Origin of the sequence: Amycolatopsis circi (assembly GCF_003385235.1) — a bacterium.
Lineage (GTDB): Bacteria > Actinomycetota > Actinomycetes > Mycobacteriales > Pseudonocardiaceae > Amycolatopsis > Amycolatopsis circi.
In genome coordinates this window covers 24,617-49,020 of sequence record NZ_PQIA01000045.1, presented here as the reverse complement: position 1 = coordinate 49,020, position 24,404 = coordinate 24,617, and the positions used below count along the sequence as shown (strand labels likewise).

Below are 24,404 nucleotides of genomic sequence, written 5' to 3'. Positions count from 1 at the left end.
GGAAGCCTTTTCGGCGGCGGGCGCGCCAGGGTCGGCGGCTTGCGAGCTGCGCGCGGTGGAGGTGCTTCCGGCGGAGCCTGGGGCTGCCGCGGCGGAAGTCTCTTCGGCGGCTGGCGCGACCGAGCCTGTGGCCGGTGAGCTGGGAACGGCCGACGTGGCGGAAGCGCTTCCAACAGAGCCTGGGGCTGCCGCGGCGGAAGTCTCTTCGGTGGCTGGCGCGCCAGAGCCTGCGGCCGGTGGGCCGGGAACGGCCGACGTGGCGGAACCGCTTCCGGCAGCACCTGAGGCTGCGTAGGGCTCGGCGGAAGCCTTTTCGGCGGCCGACCCGACCGAGCCTGCAGCCGGTGGGCCGGGAACGGCCGATGCGGCGGAACCGCTTCCGGCAGAGCCTGGCACTGGCGTGGCGGAACCTGCAGAAGGCCAGTCTGATTCAGCGGAACCCTTGTCAGCCGCTGGCGCGCCACGGTCTGCGGCCTGTGAGCTGCGCGCGGCGGAGATGTTTCCGGCAGAGCCCGGGACTGCCGCGGCGGAAGTCTCTTCGGCGGCTGGCGTGCCAGAGCCTGCGGCCGATGGGCCGGGAACGGCCGACGCGGCGGAACCGCTTCCAGCAGAACCTGAGGCTGGCGCAGCGGAACCTGCAGCAGCCTCGGAGGAAGTCGCATCAGCTCGACTGCCGGAGCCTTCCGAAGCCGGGTCCGCAGCCGGAGGAGTCGGTTCGGTAGAGGCCTTCTCAAAAGGGCCACCAGAAGTCGCCAGACCGGCATCCGTAGCCGACGGGATCGCACCCCGCTCAGCAGAAGCCGACTCCGGGCCGACCCCAGCGGCACCCTCGTCCGAGACGTGCGCCCCGGCCGGAAGGTCCGGCCGGGGGCGTTCGTCGGGATTCGCGGGAGTGCCCGCTACGTTCGAGCCAGGTTCGGGGGGCGTTTCGCCGTTCCCGTGGTCGTTCACGTAACTGACTCCCGGTGTGTCGCTCAGTCTGCCGACGCAGGTGTATCAGATGCGGACGGACGACGGCGACGGCGGCGGCGTGCCGGGCGGTCTCCGGTTTCTCCGGAGTCGGACGTCGTCGCGGGGGTGGCGTTGCCGGCGGAGGTCGCCGGGCCGGTCGCGTCGGCTCCCGAGCGGGTGCGGCGGCGCGGGGTCCGGGGGCGGTCTTCCTGCTGGTCCGAACCAGTGGAAGCCGGAGCGGCGGCGTCAGCGGCTTCGATGGCGGCGGCGGAGTGGGCGCCACCGCGGGTCCGCTTGCGCGGGGCCCGGTTGCGCTTGCGCGGAGCCTCTTCCTCCGAGGGCGAGGAAGGAGCAGCCGAAGAAGGACCGGACGAACCGCGACGGCCCCGGCGCTTGCCGCCAAGGTCCTCTTCCTTCTCGGCGGCCAGACCGGCCCGCGTGCGCTTCGACAGCGGCAGCCGGCCCTTCGTGCCCTCCGGGATGCCCAGGTCGCTGAACAGGTGCGGCGACGACGAGTACGTCTCCGGCGGGTCCGCGAGGTCGAGGTTCAGCGTGTCCGAGATCAGCTTCCAGCGCGGTTCCTCGTCCCAGTCGACGAGGGTGACCGCGACCCCCGTGCGGCCCGCGCGGCCGGTGCGGCCGATGCGGTGGACGTAGGTCTTCTCGTCCTCCGGGCACTGGTAGTTGATCACGTGCGTGACGTCGTCGATGTCGATGCCGCGGGCCGCGACGTCCGTCGCCACCAGCACGTCGACCTTGCCCGAGCGGAACGCGCGCAGCGCCTGCTCGCGCGCGCCCTGGCCGAGGTCGCCGTGCACCGCGGCGGCCGCGAAACCGCGTTCCACCAGGTCGTCGGCGATCTTCTGGGCGGTGCGCTTGGTACGGCTGAAGATCATCGTGAGCCCGCGACCCTCGGCCTGCAGCACCCGCGCGATCAGTTCCGTCTTGTCCATCGAGTGCGCCCGGTAGACGAACTGCGCGGTGCGCTCGTGGATCGCGCCGGCGTCGTTCTCCTCGGCCCGGATGTGCGTGGGCTGGTTCAGGAACGTCCGCGCGAGCGTGATGATCGGGCCCGGCATCGTGGCGGAGAACAGCATGGTCTGCCGCTCGTCGGGCACCATCCGGAGGATCCGCTCGATGTCCGGCAGGAAGCCGAGGTCCAGCATCTCGTCGGCCTCGTCGAGGACGAGCCCGCGGACCTTGCCGAGGACCAAGTGCTGCTGCTCGGCGAGGTCGAGGAGCCGCCCGGGCGTGCCGATGACGACGTCGACGCCCTTGCGCAGCGCCTCGATCTGCGGCTCGTACGGCCGGCCGCCGTAGATCGCCAGCGTGCGGATGCCGAGGTGCTTGCCGGCGCCCTTCAGGTCGTTCGCGACCTGGATGCACAGCTCGCGCGTGGGCACCACGACCAGCACCTGCGGGGTGCCGTCGCCAGGCACCTCGACGCGGTGCAGCAGCGGGACGCCGAAGCCGAGCGTCTTGCCCATGCCAGTGCGGGCCTGGCCGATGAGGTCGTCGCCGGCCATGGCCAGCGGCAGGGTCAGCGCCTGGATGGCGAAGGTGCGCTCGATGCCCGCTTCGACGAGCGCTTTGACAATTTCCGGTTTCACTCCGAACGACGCGAACGTCGGCGACTCCTCGGCCACCGGGGCGCCCGCCTGCAGCGGGTGCGACGTGTCCAGCGCGGCCGGTCCGTTTTCGCTGTGCTCGAGCACGACAGCGGCGGTGGCCTGCGCGGTTTCGGTCTGTTCGGTTGTGGACTGTTCTGCGGTCAGGGTGATCGCCTCTCTCGTGACCAGCGCGCACAGGCCGGTTGTCACTCGACACTCGACCGGGGGCCTGACTCGCACCGCGGCCTCTGCGATGGAGGCCGTCAGCGCCGGAGCCGCCCTCCCGGGAATGCCGCTGGGAGGCGTGCACGCACACTTGCGGCGAACCCCGGTCGCCCTGGTGGCACCGGCCGCTCGCCTGGTTCCCGCCGCTCCTGGAACGCTTGCGAAAAAGGCGGTCCGGCTCGGCGAAGCTCTGTTTATCCGACCCCACTGTACCTGGTCAGGTGTTTTCCGGGGAATACCGGGAGCGGCGGCGCGGCGTGGGATCGGTCTCTTCACGGCGCGGGCCTGCGGTTCGGCGATACCCTCGTCGCCGTGACCGACCCCGCCGAAGCTGCCGCGCCCCCCACCGCCCCGCCTGCGATCAGCGAAGGCGTCGTCGACCTGCTCGGCGTGATCGCCTACCTGGAGCTGTCCGCGTTCGACCGGATGGCCGAGGACGCCCGCAGCGCGCCGACGCTCGCCGGGCGCGCCGCGCTCGCCTCGATGGCGGCCGCCGAGATCGGGCACCTCGATCTGCTGACCAAGCATCTGGCCGCGAACGGCGTCGCGGTCGAGGACGCGATGGCCCCGTTCGTGTCGCAGGTGGACGCGTGGCACGGCTCCACGCGGCCCAAATCGTGGCTGGAATCGCTGGTCAAGGCGTATGTCGGGGACGGGCTCGCGGCGGATCTCTACCGCGAGATCGCGAATTGGCTCGACCCCGAGACCAAGGATCTGGTGCTGACCGTGCTCGCCGACACCGGGCATTCGGCGTTCGCCGAGCGCGAAGTCGCGGCGGGGATCAAGGCCGATCCGAAGGCCCGCGACAAGCTCGCGCTGTGGGGACGGCGGCTGCTCGGCGAGGCCCTCACCCAGGCGCAGTACGTGGTGGCCGAACGCGATGGCCTGGCCGAACTGATCGTCGCGGGCTCCGGCGATCTCGCGGGAATCGGCGCGCTGTTCCGCCGGTTGCAGCAAGGGCACACCAAGCGCATGCAGGCGCTGGGGCTGGGCTGAGCGAGTGGTCGCGAATCACCCGCTGGTCGCACGCCACCGGGGCGGCCCGCTTCGGTTAGCCTTGCCGGGCGTAGTCACAACGAGTTTTCAGCGGAGGTCCCACGTGGAGGTCAAGATCGGCATCAAGGACACGCCGCGCGAGCTGGTGGTGTCCAGTGGCCAGACTCCCGAAGAGGTGGAGAAGCTGGTCGCCGAGGCGCTGACGGCCGGTGACGGGCTCTTCCGCCTCAACGACGAGAAGGGCCGCAAGTACCTGGTCCCGTCCGACCGCATCGCGTACGTCGAGATCGCCCCGTCCGACGTCCGCAAGGTCGGGTTCGGCGTCGGCGACTGAGCCCAGCCGAGCTTCAAAGGTCCGTGAAGGGCCCCTTGAGGGAATCAGATTCCCTCAAGGGGCCCTTCACGGCTTTTCGGGGACCGGTCAGGCGGTGGCTTCTTCGACCTCGGCGAGGGTCTTCGGGACCGCGAACGGCGGCGTGGACGTGCCGGTGAGCCGGTAGCGGCCCCACGGGTCCGGATCGGACAGTTCGCCCTCGGCGGTGTGCTCGCCGACCCGCACTTCGCACGCCTTCTTGCGCCCGCCGACCGCTTCGGTCAGCTTCGGGTCCGCGGCGACGCGCCCGTACCAGTGGTAGTAACCGTCGATCGGCTGGAAATAGCCGCGCAGATCGACGTCCGCGGTGATTTCCGTGCCGTCGACGACCAGCGTCGCCGAGCCCGTGTAGCCGTCTTCGTCGCTCATCCGGGGTCCTCTCGTCAGCCTGCGTCGGTGCCAGCGGCGTCCGCAGCGGCGTCTGCGGTGTCGTCAGTGCTGTCTTTGGTGCGTCCGAGCTGGACGACCTTGTTCTCCTCGAGCGGCAGGTTCGGGTCGATCACCACGCCTTGCTGGCGGGTGAGCCCGTCGATCGCCGCCCAGATGATCTGGGTGAGGTACTCGACCACCGAATCGCGGCCCATCGAGCGCCGGTCCAGCCACCATTCGCCGGTGCTCTGGACCATGCCGACGATGCCGTGCGCCCATGGTTCGGCCGCGCCGGAGTCCATGTTGAACATCCGCATGTAGTCGCCGAGCAGCGCGGTCAGCGCGGTCGCGATGACCTCTTTGTCCTCGGCGACGACATCCGAATCGGTGGTCTTTCCCGGCAGTCCGCCGTGTGCCAGCAAGCGGTACAGGTTCGGGTGTTCTTCGATGACGCCGAAGAACGCGTCGAGCGCCATCCGGATGCGCGGCACCGGCGCGAGTTCCGCGTTGATCGCCGGGATCAGCCGCTCGAAAAGGATCTCCGTGCCGCGCTGGCCGAGTGCGACGTACAGGTCGGCCTTGTCCTCGAAATGCCGGTACAGCACGGGTTTCGTGACACCCGCTTCCGCGGCGACGTCCTCCATCCCGAGGTCTGGACCGTGCGCGTCGAGCGCGCGCAGAGCCGCTTCGACGAACTCCGCGCGGCGGGCGATGCGGTGCTTGCGCCAGCGATCGCGACGGGCGTCCCCGGTGCCCGTCTCGGTGTCGGCGGCCTGCTTGCCGGACTGCTTGCTGGAGCGCTTGACACGTTCGATCACGCCGGTCATGCTACCAGAGGTAACTGTTACCGCAGGTTACATGTTCTGCGGGAGCAGCGGGACGCGGCTTCTCGATTCAACGGCGAGTCAGGCGCTGGAAGGGGCTGATGATGACGCGGACGCTCAAGGTGACCGACCGGGAAGCGACGGCACAGCGGTTGCTGAAGTCGGCGGCGAACAAGTTCTACGACCCGGACGTCGACATCGACTGGGACGCACCGCTGGTCGAGGGCAAGCGGTACATCCTGCCGGAGCGCTCGTCGCTCTACGGCACTCCGCTGTGGGACCGGCTGAGTCCGGAGCAGCGGATCGAGCTGGGCAAACACGAGATGGCCAGCATCGCGACCACCGGGCTGTGGTTCGAAATCCTCTTGATGCAGATGCTGCTCAAGGAGGTCTACCAACAGGACCCGACGACGGCGCACGCGCAGTTCGCGCTCACCGAGATCGCCGACGAATGCCGGCACTCCACGATGTTCGCGAGGATGTCCGCGCGGATCGGCTGCCCGACCTACGGTCCGGTGCCGGTGCTGCGGCAGTTCGCGAAGCTGATGCCGACCATTTCCTACGGCCCGGCGCGCTACGGCGCGATCCTGGTCGCCGAGGAGGTGCTCGACCGGCTGCAGCGCGAGCAGATGAACGACGAGGAAATCCAGCCGCTGGTCCGGATGGTGAACCGGATCCACGTGCTGGAGGAGGCGCGGCACGTCACCTTCGCCCGCGAGGAAGTCACTCGCGGGATGGCGAAACTCGGCCGCGCGGAGGTCGCCTACCAGCAGTTCAGCATCGCGCTGATCTCCTACTTCGTGACGCGGGCGTTCATCAACCCGAACGTCTACAAGGCGGTCGGGATCCGGCCGCGCGAGGGCGTCGAGACGGCGCTGAACAATCCGCATTGGCGCGCGACGATCGCCTGGGCAGGGGAGAAGATCATGCCGTTCCTGCAGGAGTCCGGCCTGGTCGGGTTGCCGGGGAAACCGTTCTGGCGCAAGTCTTTCCTGCTTCCGGAGGGCAAGTGACTACCGTAGAACGGCTGCGGAATCCGGCCCGTGAGCATCGGTTCGTGACCAGTGACGGATGTGCGCTGCACGTCGAAACGAGTGGTCCGGCCGATGCCAAGGTGACGCTGGTGCTGGTGCACGGCTGGACGCAGGATCACCGCACGTGGGACGCCGTCGTCGACCATCTCGGCCCTGGCGTCCGGACGCTGCGCTACGACCTGCGAGGGCACGGCGGTTCCGCGTCAGCCACCAAAGAAACCGGGACGATTCCGCGGCTGGCCGACGATCTGGCCGAGCTGATCGCCGCTCGCGTGCCGTCGGGTCCGCTGGTGCTCGCCGGGCATTCGATGGGCGGCATGACCATGATGGCGCTGGCCGAACGGCATCCCGAGCTGGTCCGTGACCGGGTCGTCGGGACGGCGTTCGTGGCTACGTCGTCGGGGCAGATGGACCGGATCACGTTGGGGCTGCCCGGAATGGCGGGCCAGTTCTCCGCGAAGTTCGAGCGTCGGCTGGCGAAAGCGTTGTCGCACCGCAAGGGCGAGCGGCTGCCGTTGAGCCCGGCGATGGTGCGTTCGGGCGCGCGGTTCCTCGTTTTCGGCGACCGTCCGCGCCGCACGGACGTCCGGCTGGTCGCGGATCAGTTGTTGTGCGCGCATCCGGCGAGTCTTGGGGCGTTCCAGGACGCGATTTCGACGCATGACTGCCGGGTCGCCCTGGCGACATTGCGCGGTACCCCGTCCGTGGTGCTGGCAGGGGAGAAGGACCGGCTTTGCCCGCTGCCGCACGCGAAAGTGATCGCGGACGAGCTGCCGGACGCGGAGTTTGTCCGTTTTCCCGGTGCTGGGCACATGTTGCCGCAGGAGCGGGCCGGTGAAGTGGCGACGCGGATCGGGGCGCTGCTGCGGGTCTCGTGAGTGTTTATGCCGGTTAGAACCGGGATTGCCACTCACGAGTACCTGACTGTCGGTTGTCCCCGGCCGCCCGGCGCTGTCACGCTGGGTGGTCGCCGACAGAACAGGACGGGCATGGGCCAGCCGCTGAGCGCGCACGTCAACCGGAGCTTGATGGCGATTTCCCGGCGGGCGGAGAGCGTGGACCGGCATACGCTGGCCAAAACCTTCGTGGTGGCCGGGTCGTTCTCCGCGATGCTGCATTCCGCCGATCATCAGATCCTTTACGGCCGCCGCGGCACCGGCAAAACGCACGCCTTGCTGTACCTGGCCGATCTGGTCGAAGAAACCCACGATGTCGCGGTGTACCTGGATTTGCGCACGATCGGCTCCACCAGCGGTCTCTACGCGAATCAGCAGGTGCCGGTGGCTCTGCGGGGCACTCAGCTGCTGGTCGACACGCTGGAAGCGGTGCACGAGCAGCTGCTGACCACGGCGATCGAGACCAGGGTTTCCGACCAGGAAGGCTTGCTGCAGGGCCTGGACGAGCTGACCGAAGCGGCGACGACGGTCGAGGTCGTCGGCAATGTCGAGCGGGAGACGACTGTCGGGGGTTCCGCGGAACAGTCGACGGGTGCTGGTGCGTCGGCGTCCTGGGGGCCGGGCGGTCCGCGTGGTGAAGTGACGATGTCGGGCAGCAGCCGCCGTTCGGTTACTGCGTCAGATCGCTTGCGGCGCACCGGAACCGAGCATCACCAGGTCATTTTCGGCCCGCTCAACCGCGCGCTGGCGCGGATCACGGCCGCGCTGGCACCGGCTCGGCTGTGGCTGTTGCTGGACGAGTGGAGTTCGATTCCCCTTGAGCTGCAACCGTTACTGGCCGATTTGCTGCGCCGCAGCGTGCTCCCGACGCGCGGATCGACGGTCAAAATCGCCGCGATGGAACGCCGGTCTCAGTTCCGCGAACCAGGCAACGAGGGTGATTACGTCGGCATCGAGGTCGGCGCGGACGCGGCCTCCGCGGTCAGCTTCGACGACGTGCTCCTGTTCGACCACGGCCGCAGCCAGTCGAGACAGTTTTTCGCCGAGTTGTTCCTCAACCACGTACGACCGCGGATGCCGATGACCGACGACCCCGCGGAATTCGTGGCCACCGCGTTCAGCCGCACCGCTTTTCCCGAACTCGTGCGCGCGGCCGAAGGCGTGCCCCGCGACGCGATCAACATCGCCGCGTTGGCCGCGCAGCACGCGAACACCGCGACCATCGGCATCCGGCATGTCCGGCAGGCCGCGCAGGATTGGTATCTGCGGGACAAATACGCCGCGATCGCCGGGAACGAACCGGCCTTGACGACGCTTCGGTGGCTGGTCGACGAGGTAGTAGGCCGTCGGCGCTCCCGCACTTTCCTGCTCGAGCACGCCGGTGGCGCGCACGATCCGGCGGTTCGCGATCTGTACGACGCCCGGCTCGTTCACCTGGTGCGGCGCGGCATCGTCAGCCGAAAGCGGCCGGGAACGCTCTACGACGGGTTCGCCATCGACTACGGCTGCTACGTCGCCTTGTTGTCCGACAAGGAACAACCGTCCTGGCGAAGCAAATCCGACGCCTGGCTGAGCGAGCCGCGCGGCGCGCTGCCGGACCATCTCGAGCAGCTGCTGGTCGAACTGCCCGGAGCGGCCCGATCGGTGCCACGGCAGCGAAAACCGCGCGAATGAGCTAGCGGAGCCGTTCGAGCGCGGCGACGGTGGCGGGGACGTCCTCCCAGATCGGCGAGTGTCCGGTCTGGACGGTGACGAGTTCGCTGTCCGCCAGGTGGTCGACGAGGTGCTGGGCGTCGGCGAGAGTACGGGCCCGGTCGTGGATTCCGTGCAGCACCGTGACTCGGCAGCGGATCGACGCCAGCATCGGCGTGAGGTCCAGATCCCGTTGGCTCGTCAGGACTTCCAGCGCGGCTTCGGCCGGGACCCGGGCGGCGTAGTCGAGCAACTCGGCGCGCAGCTCCGGCGGCAACGGCGTAGCGAAGGACCGATCGAGCACGGCCGCGTGCAGGTCAGGACTCCAGTCGGAGGCGATCGTGGCGAGGATCCGGTCGACGTCGCCGTGGCCGCGCATGTGCGCGCCGGTGTTCGCGAGCAGCAGCGCGGACACCAGATCCGGCCGGGTCGCCGCGACGACCGTCGCGATAGAGCCGCCGGTGGAGTGCCCGATCAGGGTGACCGGACTTCCGTGCTGCTCGATCCGCTCGGCGACTCGCGCTGCGATGTCTTCGATCCGCCACGGGCCTGGCGCGGTCATCCAGTCGACCGCGTCCAGTCCCTCCGGCAGCGCGGCCGCCAGCGGTGCGTAGATCCGCGGGCTGCAGAGCGTGCCCGGCACCGCCACGATCGGCACGGAGTCAGTTGTCCTTGAGCGGGAAACCGCCGCCGATGCCGCGCCACGCGAGGTTCGCGGTCAACGCCACCGCGTCCTCGCGGCTCATCGACTGGTTGTGTTGCAGCCAGTAGCGTGCGCTGACCTGGCTCATTCCGACCAGGCCGACCGCCAGCAGCCGGGCCTTCTCCTCGTCCAGACCGGCGTCGGAGGTGATCGTCTCGGTGATGGCCTCGACGCTGGCCGAGGTCGCTCGGTCCACCGCCTCCTGCACGGCGGGCTCGCCGCGCAGGTCGGACTCGAAGACCATGCGGAACGCGCCCGCGTCGTTGTTCACGAAGTCGAAGAACGCGCCGACCGTGGCCGGGACGCGCTGGCGGTTGTCGCTGGTGGAGTTCAGCGCGCCCTGCACCCGGCCGACCAGGTCGTCGACGTGGCTTTCCAGCAGCGCGATGTACAGGTCGAGCTTGCCGGGGAAGTGCTGGTAGAGCACCGGCTTGCTGACGCCGGCTTCTTCGGCGATCTCGTCCATCGCCGCCGCGTGGTAGCCGTGCTCGGCGAAGACGCGCTGCGCGGCTGTCAGCAACTGGGCCCGGCGCTCGGTCCTTGGCAACCGGACGCCTCGTTGCAGTCGCGCCATCTCCGTCATTCTTCCTCCGTCCGCAGCCTTCGCCGGGCGGGTTCACCACCGCGTGAAGTGAACCTGACATTACTCGTGGGTACGCCCGAAATGCCAAGGGTCAGGCATCCTGGACTCGTGACGACCACGACCTCCCGCCCCACGGCCGCGGCGGCGGTCCGCCCGCCGGTGACCCAGGTGCCATTGTCGACTACGCCCCTTCCGCCGCTCGACGGGGCGCTGCCAGCCTGGCCGGGAACGGTCGAAGACGGCCTGCACATCCGGCACACGCCCGGCCCGGACGGCACGCCCGCGGTGTACGTGCACGGGCTCGGCGGATCGTCCACGAACTGGACCGACCTCGCCGCGCTGCTCGCCCCGACCGCTGCTGGACAGGCCGTTGACCTGCCCGGATTCGGCTATTCGGAGCCCGCGGACGGGTTCGCGTACAGCCTCGACGACCACGCCGAGGTCATCGCGAGCCGGCTGGAACGGCTCGGAAAACCGGTCCATCTGCTCGGCAACTCGATGGGCGGCGCGATCTCGCTGCTGCTCGCGGCGCGGCGTCCGGAGCTGGTGAGAACTCTCACCCTGATTTCCCCGGCGATGCCGGACCGCCGCCCGGACCCGCGCCGGCTGTCCGATCCGCTGATGGCGCTGGCCTACCTCCCGGTGGTCGGCGCCCGGGTGCGCCGCCGGATGGCCGGGATGACCGCCCGCGAACGCGCCGCGCAGGTCATCAAGCTGTGCTTCCACGATCCGTCGCGGTTCGCGGACGCCCGGCTGGACGAACTGGTCGAGGAACACGCCGCGCGCGCCGGCTTCCCGTGGGCGCTGGCCGCGATGGAACGCAGCACGTTCGGCATCTTCCGGAGGTGGACCGCGCTCGGCGCCGCGTCGTTGTGGTCGGTCGCCAAGCAGGTCGAGGCCCCGACGCTGGTGGTCTGGGGACTGCACGACCGGGTGATCTCGGTCAAGCGCGCGCTGCGGACCGCGCAGACGATTCCGCACGCCCGGCTGCTGGTCCTGCCGCGCACCGGGCACGTCGCGCAGATGGAGCGTCCGCACGTGGTCGCGCGTGCTGTGCTCGGTCTGTGGGAGGGCGCGGACAAGGGCTCCTGGTAGCCCGAACGGGGGACCGCGGATCGCCGGGGAGCCCGCCAGTCGCTGCCGGGAAGGTCGCCGTCGTGTGGCACCCTGGGTCGGTGGACCGGCTGAAGCAGGACGCGCGAGCGAAGGACCGGCGGGGCCCGACCGCCGGGTCGGCCCGGCGTTCGTCGTCGTCCGGGTCCTCCGGCTCCGGCGATTCGGAGTCCGACTCTTCGCGCGTCGGCCAGTACCGGCCCGCGCGCAAGCCCGCCCAGCGCGTGGGCGAGGACCGGTACCGGCCGGGCGGACGCCGCACCAGCGCGGAGCCGCTCGCCGCCGCCTGGAAGCCCAAGGACGAACGCTCCGAGAAGCGCCCGGCTCCGAAGAAGAACCAGTCCCCGTTCGGCCGGTTCGTGAAGACTTACGGCTGGCGCGTGTACGCGCTGCCGATCCTGGCCGTGATCACCGTGCTGGTCGCGGTCAACACCGCCTCCGGCCCGTCCGACGCGGGCGCCGGCAGCAGCAGCGAGGTCGCGTCCGGCGACACGTCCTCGGGTGCGATCGACGGCAATGGCGGCATCCCGGAGAACCCCGCGCAGCCGGTGAACCTCAACGTGCCGACCGCTGACCTGCCCACCGGCGGCAATTACACGCAGACGGGCAAGGGCACCTGGCACATCGTGCCGGGGTCCAGCGACGTCGTCGGCAAGGCCGGGAAGCTCTACACCTACACCGTCGAGGTCGAGGACGGCATCGATCCGGCGAGCTACGCCGGCGACGACAGCTTCGGCACCGCCGTGCAGGGCATTTTGTCCGATCCGCGCAGCTGGACCTGGAACGGCGAGATCCGGTTGAAGCGGGTCGACGCGAGCTATCCGAACCCGGATTTCCGGGTGAGCCTCACCACGCCGGACACCACGCACCGGCCGGACGCGTGCGGGTTCCAGATCAAATTCGAGGCGTCCTGTTACCGGCGCAGCATGGGCCGGGTGCTGATCAACCTGTCCCGCTGGGTGCGCGGCGCGAAGGTCTACCTGTCCGACATGACCGGGTACCGGCAGTACGCCATCAACCACGAGGTCGGGCACGCGCTGGGCAACAATCACGTGGGCTGCCCGGGAAACGACCAGCCCGCGCCGGTGATGATGCAGCAGTCGTTCGGCGTGGCCGACGACTACGTCGCGATGCTCAACAACATCCCCGGCGGCGACAAGGGCAAGGTCGCCGCGGACCACCACGTGTGCAAGCCGAACGCGTGGCCGAACCCGACGCCGCCGGGCCAGTAACAGAGTCTCACCATCTGGGAGCAGGGAAGTCCCTCTTGCCAGCGCGCGTTGAGGATACTGGGATCGACTACGCGACCCGCGCGAGTATGGAGGACCCGATGTCAGACACGGCACTGCCGCCGCTCGTCGAGCCGGCAGCCGAGCTCACCAAGGAAGAGGTGGCCCGGTACAGCCGTCACCTGATCATCCCGGACGTCGGGGTGGTCGGGCAGAAGCGGCTGAAGAACGCGAAGGTCCTGGTCATCGGTGCGGGCGGCCTCGGAAGCCCGGCGCTGCTGTACCTGGCGGCGGCCGGCGTGGGCACGCTCGGCATCATCGACTTCGACGTCGTCGACGAATCCAACCTGCAGCGCCAGGTGATCCACGGCCAGTCCGACCTCGGCAAGCTCAAGGCCGCGTCGGCGCAGGAGTCGATCGCCGAGATCAACCCGCTGGTCAAGGTGCACCTGCACACGGAGCGCCTGGAATCGGCGAACGCGCTGGAGATCTTCGGCCAGTACGACCTGATCGTCGACGGCACCGACAACTTCGCCACGCGCTACCTGGTGAACGACGCGGCGGTGCTGCTCGGCAAGCCGTACGTGTGGGGTTCGATCTTCCGGTTCGAAGGCCAGGTGAGTGTCTTCTGGGAGGACGCCCCGAACGGCAAGGGCCTCAACTACCGGGATCTCTACCCCGAGCCGCCGCCCCCCGGCATGGTCCCGTCCTGCTCCGAAGGCGGCGTTCTGGGCGTGCTGTGCGCGTCGATCGGCTCGATCATGGTGACCGAGGCGATCAAGCTCATCACCGGCATCGGAGAGCCGCTGCTCGGGCGGCTGATCTCCTATGACGCGCTGGAGATGAAGTACCGCGAGGTCAAGATCCGCAAGGATCCCGAGACCACGAAGATCACCGAACTGATCGACTACGAGGCTTTCTGCGGCGTCGTGTCGGACGAAGCCGCCTCGGCGGCGTCGGGCAGCACCCTGACCCCGGCGGAACTGAAGGCAAAGTTCGACGCAGGGGAGGACTTCGCGCTGATCGACGTCCGCGAGCCGCACGAGTACGAGATCGTCAACATCAAGGGCGCCACGCTGATCCCGAAGGACCGGATCCTTTCCGGCGAAGCACTGGCGGAACTGCCGCAGGACAAGCCGATCGTCCTGCACTGCAAGTCAGGTGCCCGTTCGGCAGAGGCGTTGGCCGCCCTGCACGCCGCAGGCTTCAAGGACGCCACCCACCTGGGCGGCGGAGTCCTGGCCTGGGCAAGGCAGATCGACCCAAGCCTGCCGACCTACTGAGGCATTAGCCGGTCCGTGAAGGGCTCCTTGAGGGAATCTAATTCCCTCAAGGAGCCCTTCACGGCTTTCTGGCGGCGGCGATGGTCCGTGAGGGGCCCCTTCACGGACCCGGCCCTCCAGGGGCCCCTCACGGACTCAGATTCCAATGCCAGGGACTTAGCGGCGTGGCCTCACGCCTACCTACCGTCCACAAAGGACGCCCCTGCCGCCGAAATGCCCGACCTATGCCCACTTAGCCGCTTCCGCGCGTCCGTGAGGGGAACCCTGAGGGACTCTGAGTCCCTCAGGGTTCCCCTCACGGACAGCAAACCCTGTGCCGGCCTCGCCAACCCCGCGGTCAGGACAGGCACACTTCGAACCGCACCCGCAGCGCCGCCTTAAGTCCCTGGCATTGGACCTAGATTCCCTCAAGGAGCCCTTCACGGCCCGCCCGCTCGCCGCCCCGTCGCACCCAATGCGGCGTTCGGCGCATCCACGCACCCAATGTGGGATTCGGCGCGTCGCATTCACCCAACGCCACATTCGGGGCGCTAGCCCCACCGCCAAGCCGCAGCCAATGCATCCAACTCACCAGTGCACCCACACCACCCCCGCACCCCGATACGAAGCCTTCTCTGCGGTCTGAGGGTGCTTGTCAAGGCATCTTTCCAGCCTTGACAAGCACCCTCAGACCGTCAGCACAATCAGCTTCGGGGTGCCCCCGCCGAGACCCGTGCGCAATGTCGCCGCCAGGCGACGAGCAGCACCCACACAAGAACCACCCATGACCAGCGAGTCCCCCAGGATCCGGCCCGACCCCGGGGTAACCTCCCCCTTTGTGCGGTCAACCCTCGAACGTCCCTCCGAACGCGTCTGCTCCGCGTTCGGCAGCGACGCCGACGCCATCACCCTGCTGCCGGACTCCGAGTCCTGGCAGTGCGACGACGTAGTCTTCAAACGCGTCAAAGACCGTTCCCAAGCCCTATGGACCGCCCGAGCCCTGGACTTCGCCGAAGACCCAGGCCTGCGCATCTCCAAACCAGTCCGTTCCAGGGACGGCCGCTGGATAGTAGGAGACTGGTCCGCCTGGCGATACGTCCCAGGCACCACCGAACACCGCTGTGACGAAGCGGTTCTCGCCGCAGTACGACTGCACCGGACGACAGCGGACCTGCCCCGCCCCGACTTCCTCTCCTCCCGGGACGACCGAGACGCCATCGCCGACCGAATCGCCTGGGAAGAACTGGACCGCCCCCTCCCCGAGGAAAAAGGCGGCCGCTGGTTCGAAATCCTCGCCCCCGCGCGCCGCCCGATCAAACTCCCGCACCAAGTTGCCCACGGCGAACTCCTGGCTGGCCTTCTCTTCGACGGCGACGCAGCCCCCGGCGTAGTCGATTTCGTCCCGTACTACCGCCCAGGCGAATGGGGCGCGGCGATCGCCGCAGTCGACTCCCTGATCTGGGGCGGAGCCACCGGAGCCCTCCTGGAACGCTGGGCGCACCTCCCGGAATGGCCCCAGCTCCTCCTGCGCGCCATCCTCTTCCGCCTCGCCTCGCACGCGCTGGACCCCAAGTCCACCAACGCCGCCCTGGACGGCCTGCGCGCAGCTGCCCGCGAGGTCAGCGCGATCCTCTGACTCACTGCGCGCTCCCGCCATGACGGCGGGCAATGTCAACTCCCGGAAACATTCCGGCACGTCGAGGTAACACAGCGTCCTTACCGTCGGGTCATCGCCGACCCGAGGAGCGCCTGTGCCGCACGTCGACACACATTGCCCGTACTGCGCCTTGCAGTGCGGAATGCGCTTGGCTGAGACCCGGGTCACCCCAAGGGATTTCCCGGTCAACGCGGGCGGCCTGTGTCAAAAAGGCTGGACTGCCGGGTCCTTGCTGGAATCCGGCGCACGACTGACCTCGCCGCTGCTCCGTCGAGACGGCGAACTGCGGCCGGTTTCCTGGGGCGAGGCACTGGATTTCGTCGCGGGCCAGCTGCAGGACTCGCGACGGGCGCACGGCGCGGACTCGGTCGCAGTATTCGGCGGTGGCGGCCTCACCAACGAAAAGGCTTACCTGCTCGGGAAATTCGCCCGGATTGCGCTCGGAACGTCGCAAATCGACTACAACGGCCGATTCTGCATGTCGTCGGCCGCGGCAGCCGGGATCCGCGCGTTCGGCGTCGACCGCGGACTTCCGTTCCCCGTCACCGATCTCGCGGGCGCGGACGTCGTCCTGCTCGCCGGAGCGAACCCGGCCGAGACGATGCCGCCGTTCATGCAGCACCTCGCGGGCGCGGAACTGATCGTCATCGACCCGCGCCGTACACCGACGGCCGAGCGCGCCGCGTTGCACCTAGCACCCGCGCCGGGAACGGATCTTGCTCTGGCATTGGGGATTTTGCACGCGGTCGTCGCCGAGGGACACCTGGACAAGTCCTATGTGGATATCCGGACGACCGGGTTCGACGAGATGTGGCGAATCGCCGCGACCTGGTGGCCGGAGCGAGTCGAGCGGGTGACCGGCGTCTCGGCCGCAGACCAGCGGCGGGCGGCGGAAATGCTGGCCCGGGCCGCGAACGCGTATGTGCTTACCGGGCGCGGGACGGAACAGCACGCTTCTGGCACCGCGACGGTCGGCGGGTGGATCAATCTCGCGCTCGCGTTGGGCTTGCCCGGGCGTGCCGGGTCCGGGTTTGGCTGTCTGACTGGACAAGGCAACGGCCAGGGCGGGCGCGAGCACGGGCAGAAGGCGGACCAACTGCCCGGCTATCGGAAGATCGACGACCCGGCGGCGCGGGCACACGTGGCTGGAGTTTGGGGTGTGCCAGCGGAAAGCTTGCCCGGGCCAGGACGGTCCGCGGTCGAGTTGCTTGACGCGCTGGGGGATTCGATCAAGGCGTTGCTCGTGTTCGGGAGCAACCCGGTGGTGTCCGCGCCGCGCTCATCTCGAGTGCAGGACCGGTTGGCTGCACTGGATCTTCTCGTGGTGGCCGACTTTGTCCTGTCGGAGACCGCGGAGCTGGCCGACGTGGTGTTCCCGGTGCCGCAATGGGCCGAGGAGGAGGGCACGTTGACCAACCTCGAAGGCCGGGTTCTGTTGCGGCAGCGATCGATCGAACCGCCGGACGGAGTACGCAGCGATCTGTCACTGTTGCGAGATCTCGCAGTCCGAATTGGACAGCCAGCCGAGAGGTTTCCGGACGACTCAGCGGAGGTCTTCGAGGAGTTGCGCGCCGCGTCGAAGGGCGGCGCCGCGGACTACTCCGGCGTGACCTATCAACGTTTGCGCTCCGGGGAAGCATTGCACTGGCCGGTTCTGGACGACAAACACCCGGGCACGCCGCGCATGTTCCTCGACGGGTTCGCGCATCCGGACGGCCGAGCGCGATTCGCCGAGGTCGACCACAGTGGACCCGCCGAGCTTCCGGACGAGGTGTTTCCGTTGCAGGCGACCACCGGACGAGTGCTGCAGCACTACCAATCCGGTGCCCAAACCCGACGGATCGCCGAGCTGACGGCGGTCGTGCCGGAGGTGTTCGTCGAGGTGCATCCGGACACCGCAGCGAGGTCTGGACTGGCCGACGGCGACCGTGCGGTGGTGCGGTCGCGGCGCGGGGAGACGGTCGCGCTGGTGCGGTGTGTGCCGTCGATGCGAGCGGACCTGGTCTTTATGCCGTTCCACTTTCCCGGTGCGGCACGGGCGAACTTGGTGACCAACCCGGCGCTCGACCCGGTGAGCCGGATGCCGGAGTTCAAGGTGTGCGCGGTCTCGTTGGCGAGGGCGGAAGCATGAGCGCGCGGAACGTCGTCATCATCGGATACGGGATGGCCGGAGCGCGCCTCGCGGACGAGATCCGGCGACGTGATCCGGAAGCGGCTCGGATACGGCTTACGGTGCTCGGTGAAGAGGCGCATCCGGCGTACAACCGAGTGCTTCTGTCCACTGTGGTCGCTGGTGGGATGAGCCCGGAAACAGTGCGGTTGCACGATTCCGAGTGGGCCGCGCAGGCGCACGTCGATCTGCGGCTCGGAACTCGGGTCACGCGGATCGATCCGACGCGGCGAGTTGTCTGCACTGAGACTGAGGATTTCCCATACGACTCAGTAGTCCTCGCGACGGGAGCCGCGCCTTGGCTACCGCCAGTTGAGGGACTTGAACTCGGGCCTGAGGTCGTGGCGTTCCGGACGCTGGACGACTGTGCGCGCATTGTGGACGCAGCTCGTCCGGGCGCGCCGGTCGCAGTACTCGGCGGCGGGTTGCTCGGACTGGAGGCTGCACGAGGGCTGGCGGGTCGCGGCGCGAACGTGACAGTGGTGCATCCGCAGCCGCATGTGCTGGAACGGCAACTGGACTCCGGCGCGGGCCGAGTGCTGGCCCGCCGATTGGCGGAGTTGGGCGTGACGTTCCGGTTCGAGGTAACGGCCGCCCGGCACCTTCCCGGAGATGGTCTCAAACTCGACGACGGCAGCTTCGTACCCGCTGACCTCGTGGTCGTCGCGGCCGGGGTACGGCCGGAAACGTCGCTCGCCGAAACCGCCGGACTCGCGGTGGACCGAGGGATCCTGGTAGACGACCTGCTCCGGACCAGCGACGGCCGGATCCACGCGCTGGGCGATTGCGCACGGCACCCAGGTGCCCCGCCGGGATTGGTACAGCCCGCATGGGAGCAGGCCGTGGTGCTGGCGGATCTGCTCACCGGCGCGGATGCCACGGCGCGGTATCGCGGCACCCGCACGGTAACCCGGCTCAAAGCCCGCGACATCGACCTCGCCGCGCTCGGCGAAACGCAGGTGACCAGTGAGGACGCCGCCGCCGAGGTCGTGACCTTCGACGATCCGTCCGGCGGCAGGTACGGAAAGCTCGTCGTCCGCGGCGACCGCGTGACCGGCGCGATTCTGCTGGGCTTGCCGGACGCGGCGGCGACCGTGACTCAGCTGCACGACCGAGGCACGCCAGTTCCCGAAGACCGGCTCGCGGTTCTGCTCGGCCGCGCGTTCCCCGCGGGTGCGCCGACAGCGGCGAGCCCGGCCGATCTTCCTTCGTCCACAGTGATCTGCCGCTGCAACGCGGTGACGAAAGGCCGGCTGATCGAAGCCTGGCGGGGTGGCGCCACCGACGCTGCCGCACTCGCCCGCACCACCCGCGCCACCACGGGATGCGGCAGCTGCCGCGACACGGTCGGCGCGGTCGCGGACTGGCTGGCCGCGCAATGACCGCCCCCGGCAACGAGGAGGACGCCATGACCCGCCGTTGGATCGAGCACTGGGATCCCGAGGACGACGAGTTCTGGGACACGACCGGCAAGCGCGTCGCCCGGCGCAACCTGTGGTTTTCCGTGTTCTCCGAGCACATTGGCTTCTCGATCTGGACACTGTGGTCAGTCGTGGTGCTGTTCATGGGTCCGGCGTACGGGTTCAGCGCGGCGGACAAGTTCCTCCTGGTCTCCACGCCGACGGTGGTCGGTGCGGTCATGCGGATCCCGTACACCTTCGCGATCGCGCGATTCGGTGGTCGCAATTGGACTGTCATCAGCGCGCTACTGCTACTCATTCCGACCGTGCTGACCGCGATTGTGTTGCACCCGGGTACCTCGCTCGGCACGTTCTTGTTGATGGCGGCGCTCGGCGGTGTCGGCGGCGGGAACTTCGCCTCCTCGATGACGAACATCAACACCTTCTACCCAGAGCGGCACAAGGGCTGGGCTCTCGGACTCAACGCCGGTGGTGGAAACCTTGGCGTTGCGGTGATTCAGCTCGTCGGGCTACTCGTCATCGGCACCGCAGGTGCAACGGCACCGCGGCTGGTGCTCTACATCTACCTGCCGCTGATCGTCATCGCCGCGACATGCGCCGCATTGTTCATGGACAACCTGGCCAGCGTTCGCGGTGACACCAAGGCAATGCGCGAGGTAGTCCGTTATGGACACACCTGGGTAATGTCGCTGCTCTACGTCGGCACGTTCGGTTCCTTCATCGGTTACAGCTTTGCCTTCGGTTTGGTGCTGCAGAACCAGTTCGGCCGAACGCCGTTGCAGGCGGCCGCGGTGACCTTCCTCGGTCCGCTGCTGGGTTCGCTGTCGCGGCCGATCGGCGGCTGGCTGTCGGACCGCATCGGCGGCGGCCGGGTCACCTTCGCGACCTTCGGCGCGATGGCGCTGGCGACCGTGGTGCTGGTGTTGGCCTCCTCGACTGACTCGCTGGCGACGTTCACCGCCGCGTTCATCGTTTTGTTCGTGCTCACCGGAGTCGGCAACGGTTCGACGTACAAGATGATTCCGTCGATCTTCCAGGTAAAGGCGCGGGCGGCGATTCAGGCCGGTGCGGACGAGGCGACGGAATTGCGCAACGCACGTCGGCTGTCCGGTGCGTTGATCGGACTGGCCGGTGCGCTCGGCGCGCTGGGCGGGTTGTTCATCAACCTCGCGTTCCGGCAGTCGTTCGCCACCGCGCACAGCGGTGTTCCGGCGTTCGTCGGATTCCTGGACTTCTACGCGGTGTGCGTGGGCGTGACGTGGTTCGGCTACTTGCGCAAGCCGGCGGTGCGCGCGCAGGTGGCGTTGGCAGGAGCGGAGGTCTGAAATGCCTACAGTGGTGGTCGCCGGGCACGGAATGGTCGCGCACCGGTTTGTGGAGGCACTTCGCGCGGCGGACGCGGCGGGCGAGTGGCAGGTTGTCGTCTTCGGCGAGGAGAGCCGTCCCGCTTACGACCGGGTCGCGCTTACCTCCTATGTGGACAGTTGGGATCCGGCAGCGCTCGCGTTGCCGGGTTCGGACTACGCCGGAGACGACGCGGTCGAACTTCGCCTCGGTGAGGTCGTCGTTTCGGTGGATCGCGAAGCTAAGACGGTGACGACGGCGGCCGGGCACGTACAGCCGTATGACTCGCTCGTGCTGGCGACCGGTTCTCGTCCGTTCGTGCCGCCAGTGCCGGGTCGGGACCTGCCGGGCGTCTTCGTGTACCGGACGATCGAAGACCTCGACGCGATTCGTGCGGCGGCTGAACGACAGGGCCGCGGACGTCGGGCGGCGATGGTCATCGGCGGCGGTCTGCTCGGGCTGGAAGCGGCGAAGGCGTTGCGGGACATGGGCTTGTCGCCGCACGTCGTGGAGATGGCACCGCGGTTGATGCCGTTGCAGGTCGACGATGGCGGCGGTGGACTGTTGCGGCGGCTGATCGCCAACCTGGACGTGACCGTCCACACGGGAACTTCGACGGACGCGATCGAGGCTGATGGTTCGCGGCTGCTGGCTAAGCTGGGCAACGGCACGGAGCTGGACGTCGACCTGGTGGTCTTCTCCGCTGGCGTTCGGCCTCGTGACGACCTGGCGCGAGAGTCCGGTTTGGACGTTGGCGAGCGCGGCGGCGTGCTGGTCGACGCGACGTGCCGGACCAGCGACTCGGCCGTCTATGCGATCGGCGAGTGCGCGGCGGTCGAGGGCCGGGTCTACGGCATTGTCGCGCCGGGATACGCGATGGCTGAGGTGGTCGCGGCACAACTCACCGGCACCACGGCGAGCTTCCCTGAACCGGACACCGCGACGAAGCTGAAACTGATGGGCGTGGACGTCGCCAGCTTCGGCGACGCACACGCGGCCACCGAGGGAGCTTTGGAAGTCGCGGTGAACGACGCCGTGGCCGGGACGTACAAGAAACTCGTGGTGACCGACGACGGCCGGACGCTGCTGGGCGGGGTTCTGGTCGGCGACGCGGCGGAATACAACACGCTGCGGGCGTTGGTCGGCCGCCCGCTGCCCGCCGACCCCGGTGCGTTGCTCGCACCGGCCGGTGGCGGCGCGGCGGTCGGTGTGGACGCGTTGCCGGACGAGGCGCAGGTCTGTTCCTGCAACGGGGTTTCCAAGGGCGCGTTGACCCGGGCGATCACCGAGGACGGCTGCGATTCGGTCGGGAAGTTGAAGGCGTGCACGCGGGCAGGGACGTCGTGCGGCTCGTGTGTGCCGATGCTGGCGAAGCTGCTGAACGCGTGCGGCGTCGAGCAATCGAAGGCGTTGTGCGAACACTTCACGCAGTCCCGTGCGGAACTGTTCGAGATCATCCGGGCGACGCGGATGACGACGTTCAGTGAGGTCGTGAGCCGCTACGGCACCGGGACCGGCTGCGCGGTGTGCAAGCCTGCGGTGGCATCTATCCTGGCGACGCTCGGCAACGGGCACATCCTCGGCGGCGAGCAGGCGCCGCTGCAGGACACGAATGACCGATTCCTCGCGAACATGCAGCGCAACGGCAGCTATTCGGTGGTGCCGCGGATCCCCGGCGGCGAGATCACGCCGGAGAAACTGATGGTGATCGCACAGGTCGCACAGGACTTCGGGCTGTACACGAAGATCACCGGCGGACAGCGGATCGACCTGTTCGGGGCCACTGTGGACCAGCTGCCGGAGATCTGGCGAAGGCTGGTCGACGCGGGCTTCGAGTCCGGGCACGCATACGGCAAATCGTTGCGGACGGTCAAATCCTGCGTCGGTTCGACGTGGTGCCGTTATGGCGTGCAGGACAGCGTCGGGCTGGCGATCGACCTGGAGCTGCGGTATCGCGGGCTGCGGTCGCCGCACAAGATCAAGGCCGGAGTGTCTGGGTGCGCGCGGGAATGTGCTGAAGCACGCGGCAAGGACTTCGGCGTGATCGCTACCGAACACGGATGGAACCTCTACGTCGGCGGCAACGGCGGGGCGACGCCTCGGCACGCGGAACTGCTGGTGTCTGATGTGGACACCGAAACGCTGGTGCGCACGATCGACCGGTTCCTGATGTTCTACGTGCGCACGGCGGATCGGCTGCAGCGAACGGCACCGTGGATCGAGGAGCTGGACGGCGGACTCGACCACCTGCGCGCGGTGATCGTGGACGACAGCCTCGGCATCTGCGAGGACCTGGACGCGGCGATGGCGAAACACGTCGAGGGCTACACCGACGAATGGCGCGGGGTGCTGGAGGATCCGGACAAGCTGGCGCGGTTCAGTTCGTTTGTGAACGCTCCGGGGACCCCGGATCCGTCCATCTCGTTCCGCGAGGAGCGGGAGCAGAAGATCCCGGTGCTGCTGGGAGTTCCGGAGGTGCGGCGATGACGATGACCTCATCCTGGACCGCGGTGTGCGCGGCCGCGGACATTCCGGAGTTCTCCGGAGCCGCGGCGCTGGTCGACGGCCAGCAGGTTGCGGTGTTCCACGCCGGCGAAGGTTGGTACGCACTGTCCAATTGGGATCCGTGCAGTGGTGCGGCCGTGTTGTCGCGCGGGATTGTCGGCGACGCCAGGGGAGAGCCGGTGGTCGCGTCGCCGGTCTACAAGGAACGGTTCTCGCTCCGAAGTGGACAGTGCCTCGACGCTGACGAGGTTTCGGTGCCGGTGTATCCGGTTCGCGTACGGGACGGGGTGATCGAGGTGGGATCACCGTGACGGATGTCCGGCCACTGGCCGGGTTCACGGTGGGAATCACGGCAGCGCGCCGAGCTGAAGAGCTGGGCGCGCTGCTCGTGCGCCAGGGTGCGGCCGTCCGTTATGGACCGGCGATCCGGATCGTGCCGCTGGCCGACGACACCGAGCTGCACGCGGCGACGATGCGGCTGCTGGAGTCCCCTGTGGACATTGTCGTGGCGACGACGGGGATCGGCTTCCGTGGCTGGATCGAGGCGGCGGAAGGGTGGGGCCTCGGCGAGAAGGTGCTCGATCACCTGTCGAACGCTTCGCTGTTGACTCGCGGTCCGAAGGCGGCCGGGGCGGTGCGGACAGCCGGGTTGGCGGAGGACTATTCGCCCGCGTCGGAGAGTAGCGCCGAGCTGCTGCAGTACCTCACCAAGTCCGGAGTGGACGGACGGCGGATCGCGCTGCAGTTGCACGGCGAGCCACTCCCGCATTTCGCCGAGACACTTCGGCAGGCGGGTGCCGAAGTGATCGAGATCCCGGTGTACCGCTGGGTGGCTCCGGCCGATCCGGCGCCGCTCGACCGGCTGTTGGACGCGGTCTTGGAAGGAACGATCGACGCTCTGCCGTTCACGAGCGCGCCCGCTGCCGCGTCCACCGTCGCAATGGCGCGGCGGACCGGTCGTCTCGGCGCGCTGATCGAGGCCCTAAGCAGTCGGGTGGTCGTAGCGTGCGTGGGTCCGATCGCGGCCGCGCCGCTCGCTTCGCTGGGCATTCCGACTGTCCAACCGAGACGGTCACGGATCGGTGCACTGGCGCGAACCGTCGCCGACTCGCTGGTCACCGCCTCCCCGACGCTGTATGCCGCCGGTCATGTGCTGCAGGTCCGCGGCACCGGCGCGCTCGTGGACGGCGAATGGCGCGAGATCGCCCCGGCCCCGATGGCGCTCTTGCGCGCTCTCGCGCGGCAACCCGGCCGGGTGGTCGCGCGCCGGGAATTGTCCGCCGAGCTTCCGTCCGGCGGCGAAGCGCACGCGGTGGAGACCGCGATCGGTCGGTTGCGGACGTCTCTCGGCGGCACTGGCGTGGTGCAGACGGTGGTCAAGCGCGGCTACCGGCTGGCGGTGAATCCCGGCGACACCCCAGCGTCGATCGGCTAACCTCGGCGCGGT

The 24,404-nt window shown here is 68.7% G+C and carries 20 protein-coding genes; 15 read left to right on the top strand and 5 right to left on the bottom strand.

Annotated elements, in window-relative coordinates; all coding sequences use genetic code 11:
• Window positions 1-974: 974 nt before the first annotated feature.
• Window positions 975-2,597, bottom strand: a complete 1,623-nt coding sequence (locus D0D37_RS20645; protein ID WP_162834358.1) for a DEAD/DEAH box helicase — start codon at window positions 2,595-2,597, stop codon at window positions 975-977.
• 501 nt (window positions 2,598-3,098) lie between these two features.
• Here D0D37_RS20645 and D0D37_RS20640 point away from each other — a divergent pair.
• Both D0D37_RS20640 and D0D37_RS20635 read left to right on the top strand, forming a co-directional pair.
• Window positions 3,099-3,782, top strand: coding sequence for a ferritin-like fold-containing protein (locus D0D37_RS20640; RefSeq protein ID WP_208720060.1), 684 nt, complete (start codon window positions 3,099-3,101; stop codon window positions 3,780-3,782).
• 103 nt (window positions 3,783-3,885) lie between these two features.
• Complete coding sequence (locus D0D37_RS20635) at window positions 3,886-4,116, top strand: DUF3107 domain-containing protein (RefSeq protein ID WP_009072973.1); 231 nt, start codon at window positions 3,886-3,888, stop codon at window positions 4,114-4,116.
• Between the two features lie 87 nt (window positions 4,117-4,203).
• On the opposite strand, the gene D0D37_RS20630 is transcribed toward D0D37_RS20635, so the two are convergent.
• Window positions 4,204-4,524 carry a DUF4873 domain-containing protein gene (locus D0D37_RS20630; RefSeq protein ID WP_116202190.1) on the bottom strand — a complete coding sequence of 107 codons (321 nt, stop codon included), beginning with the start codon at window positions 4,522-4,524 and terminating at the stop codon, window positions 4,204-4,206.
• A 14-nt stretch (window positions 4,525-4,538) separates the two neighbouring features.
• The gene (locus tag D0D37_RS20625) at window positions 4,539-5,351 is read right to left on the bottom strand and encodes a TetR/AcrR family transcriptional regulator (RefSeq protein ID WP_116202189.1); all 813 of its coding nucleotides are present in this window, start codon (window positions 5,349-5,351) and stop codon (window positions 4,539-4,541) included.
• Between the two features lie 101 nt (window positions 5,352-5,452).
• On the opposite strand from D0D37_RS20625, the gene D0D37_RS20620 reads away from it, so the two are divergent.
• The 3 genes from D0D37_RS20620 (at window position 5,453) to D0D37_RS20610 (ending at window position 8,952) form a co-directional block, all read left to right on the top strand.
• Window positions 5,453-6,361 carry an AurF N-oxygenase family protein gene (locus D0D37_RS20620; protein WP_116202211.1) on the top strand — a complete coding sequence of 303 codons (909 nt, stop codon included), beginning with the start codon at window positions 5,453-5,455 and terminating at the stop codon, window positions 6,359-6,361.
• Complete coding sequence (locus tag D0D37_RS20615) at window positions 6,358-7,260, top strand: alpha/beta fold hydrolase (protein ID WP_116202188.1); 903 nt, start codon at window positions 6,358-6,360, stop codon at window positions 7,258-7,260. The genes D0D37_RS20620 and D0D37_RS20615 overlap by 4 nt, the downstream gene beginning before the upstream one ends.
• A gap of 111 nt (window positions 7,261-7,371) precedes the next feature.
• On the top strand, window positions 7,372-8,952 hold the full coding sequence (locus tag D0D37_RS20610) for a P-loop NTPase family protein (protein ID WP_116202187.1): 1,581 nt from the start codon (window positions 7,372-7,374) through the stop codon (window positions 8,950-8,952).
• A gap of 1 nt (window position 8,953) precedes the next feature.
• Here the strand turns inward: D0D37_RS20610 and D0D37_RS20605 are convergent, their stop codons facing one another.
• On the bottom strand, window positions 8,954-9,628 hold the full coding sequence (locus D0D37_RS20605; RefSeq protein WP_244223591.1) for an alpha/beta fold hydrolase: 675 nt from the start codon (window positions 9,626-9,628) through the stop codon (window positions 8,954-8,956).
• Window positions 9,629-9,632: 4 nt separating this feature from the next.
• Window positions 9,633-10,256 carry a TetR/AcrR family transcriptional regulator gene (locus D0D37_RS20600; protein WP_067585865.1) on the bottom strand — a complete coding sequence of 208 codons (624 nt, stop codon included), beginning with the start codon at window positions 10,254-10,256 and terminating at the stop codon, window positions 9,633-9,635.
• Between the two features lie 108 nt (window positions 10,257-10,364).
• On the opposite strand from D0D37_RS20600, the gene D0D37_RS20595 reads away from it, so the two are divergent.
• The 10 genes from D0D37_RS20595 (at window position 10,365) to D0D37_RS20550 (ending at window position 24,392) form a co-directional block, all read left to right on the top strand.
• Window positions 10,365-11,351, top strand: a complete 987-nt coding sequence (locus D0D37_RS20595; RefSeq protein ID WP_162834353.1) for an alpha/beta hydrolase — start codon at window positions 10,365-10,367, stop codon at window positions 11,349-11,351.
• 80 nt (window positions 11,352-11,431) lie between these two features.
• On the top strand, window positions 11,432-12,601 hold the full coding sequence (locus tag D0D37_RS20590) for a DUF3152 domain-containing protein (RefSeq protein WP_116202186.1): 1,170 nt from the start codon (window positions 11,432-11,434) through the stop codon (window positions 12,599-12,601).
• A gap of 98 nt (window positions 12,602-12,699) precedes the next feature.
• A complete protein-coding gene (gene moeZ / locus D0D37_RS20585) occupies window positions 12,700-13,881 on the top strand; it encodes an adenylyltransferase/sulfurtransferase MoeZ (protein WP_116202208.1) in 1,182 nt (393 codons plus the stop codon).
• 817 nt (window positions 13,882-14,698) lie between these two features.
• Window positions 14,699-15,496 carry a TIGR02569 family protein gene (locus tag D0D37_RS20580; RefSeq protein WP_116202185.1) on the top strand — a complete coding sequence of 266 codons (798 nt, stop codon included), beginning with the start codon at window positions 14,699-14,701 and terminating at the stop codon, window positions 15,494-15,496.
• 115 nt (window positions 15,497-15,611) lie between these two features.
• A complete protein-coding gene (locus D0D37_RS20575) occupies window positions 15,612-17,648 on the top strand; it encodes a molybdopterin oxidoreductase family protein (RefSeq protein ID WP_116202184.1) in 2,037 nt (678 codons plus the stop codon).
• Window positions 17,645-19,069: an FAD-dependent oxidoreductase gene (locus D0D37_RS20570; RefSeq protein WP_116202183.1), complete on the top strand. Its 1,425-nt coding sequence runs from the start codon at window positions 17,645-17,647 to the stop codon at window positions 19,067-19,069. The genes D0D37_RS20575 and D0D37_RS20570 overlap by 4 nt, the downstream gene beginning before the upstream one ends.
• 26 nt (window positions 19,070-19,095) lie before the next feature.
• Window positions 19,096-20,433 (top strand): nitrate/nitrite transporter, encoded by a 1,338-nt coding sequence (locus tag D0D37_RS20565; protein WP_244223590.1) that lies wholly within the window; start codon window positions 19,096-19,098, stop codon window positions 20,431-20,433.
• 1 nt (window position 20,434) lies between these two features.
• Window positions 20,435-22,939, top strand: a complete 2,505-nt coding sequence (gene nirB, locus D0D37_RS20560; protein ID WP_116202181.1) for a nitrite reductase large subunit NirB — start codon at window positions 20,435-20,437, stop codon at window positions 22,937-22,939.
• Window positions 22,936-23,268 (top strand): nitrite reductase small subunit NirD, encoded by a 333-nt coding sequence (nirD, locus tag D0D37_RS20555; protein ID WP_425266959.1) that lies wholly within the window; start codon window positions 22,936-22,938, stop codon window positions 23,266-23,268. Before nirB ends, nirD begins: the two co-directional genes overlap by 4 nt.
• Window positions 23,265-24,392 (top strand): uroporphyrinogen-III synthase, encoded by a 1,128-nt coding sequence (locus tag D0D37_RS20550; protein WP_116202180.1) that lies wholly within the window; start codon window positions 23,265-23,267, stop codon window positions 24,390-24,392. Before nirD ends, D0D37_RS20550 begins: the two co-directional genes overlap by 4 nt.
• Window positions 24,393-24,404: the final 12 nt, after the last annotated feature.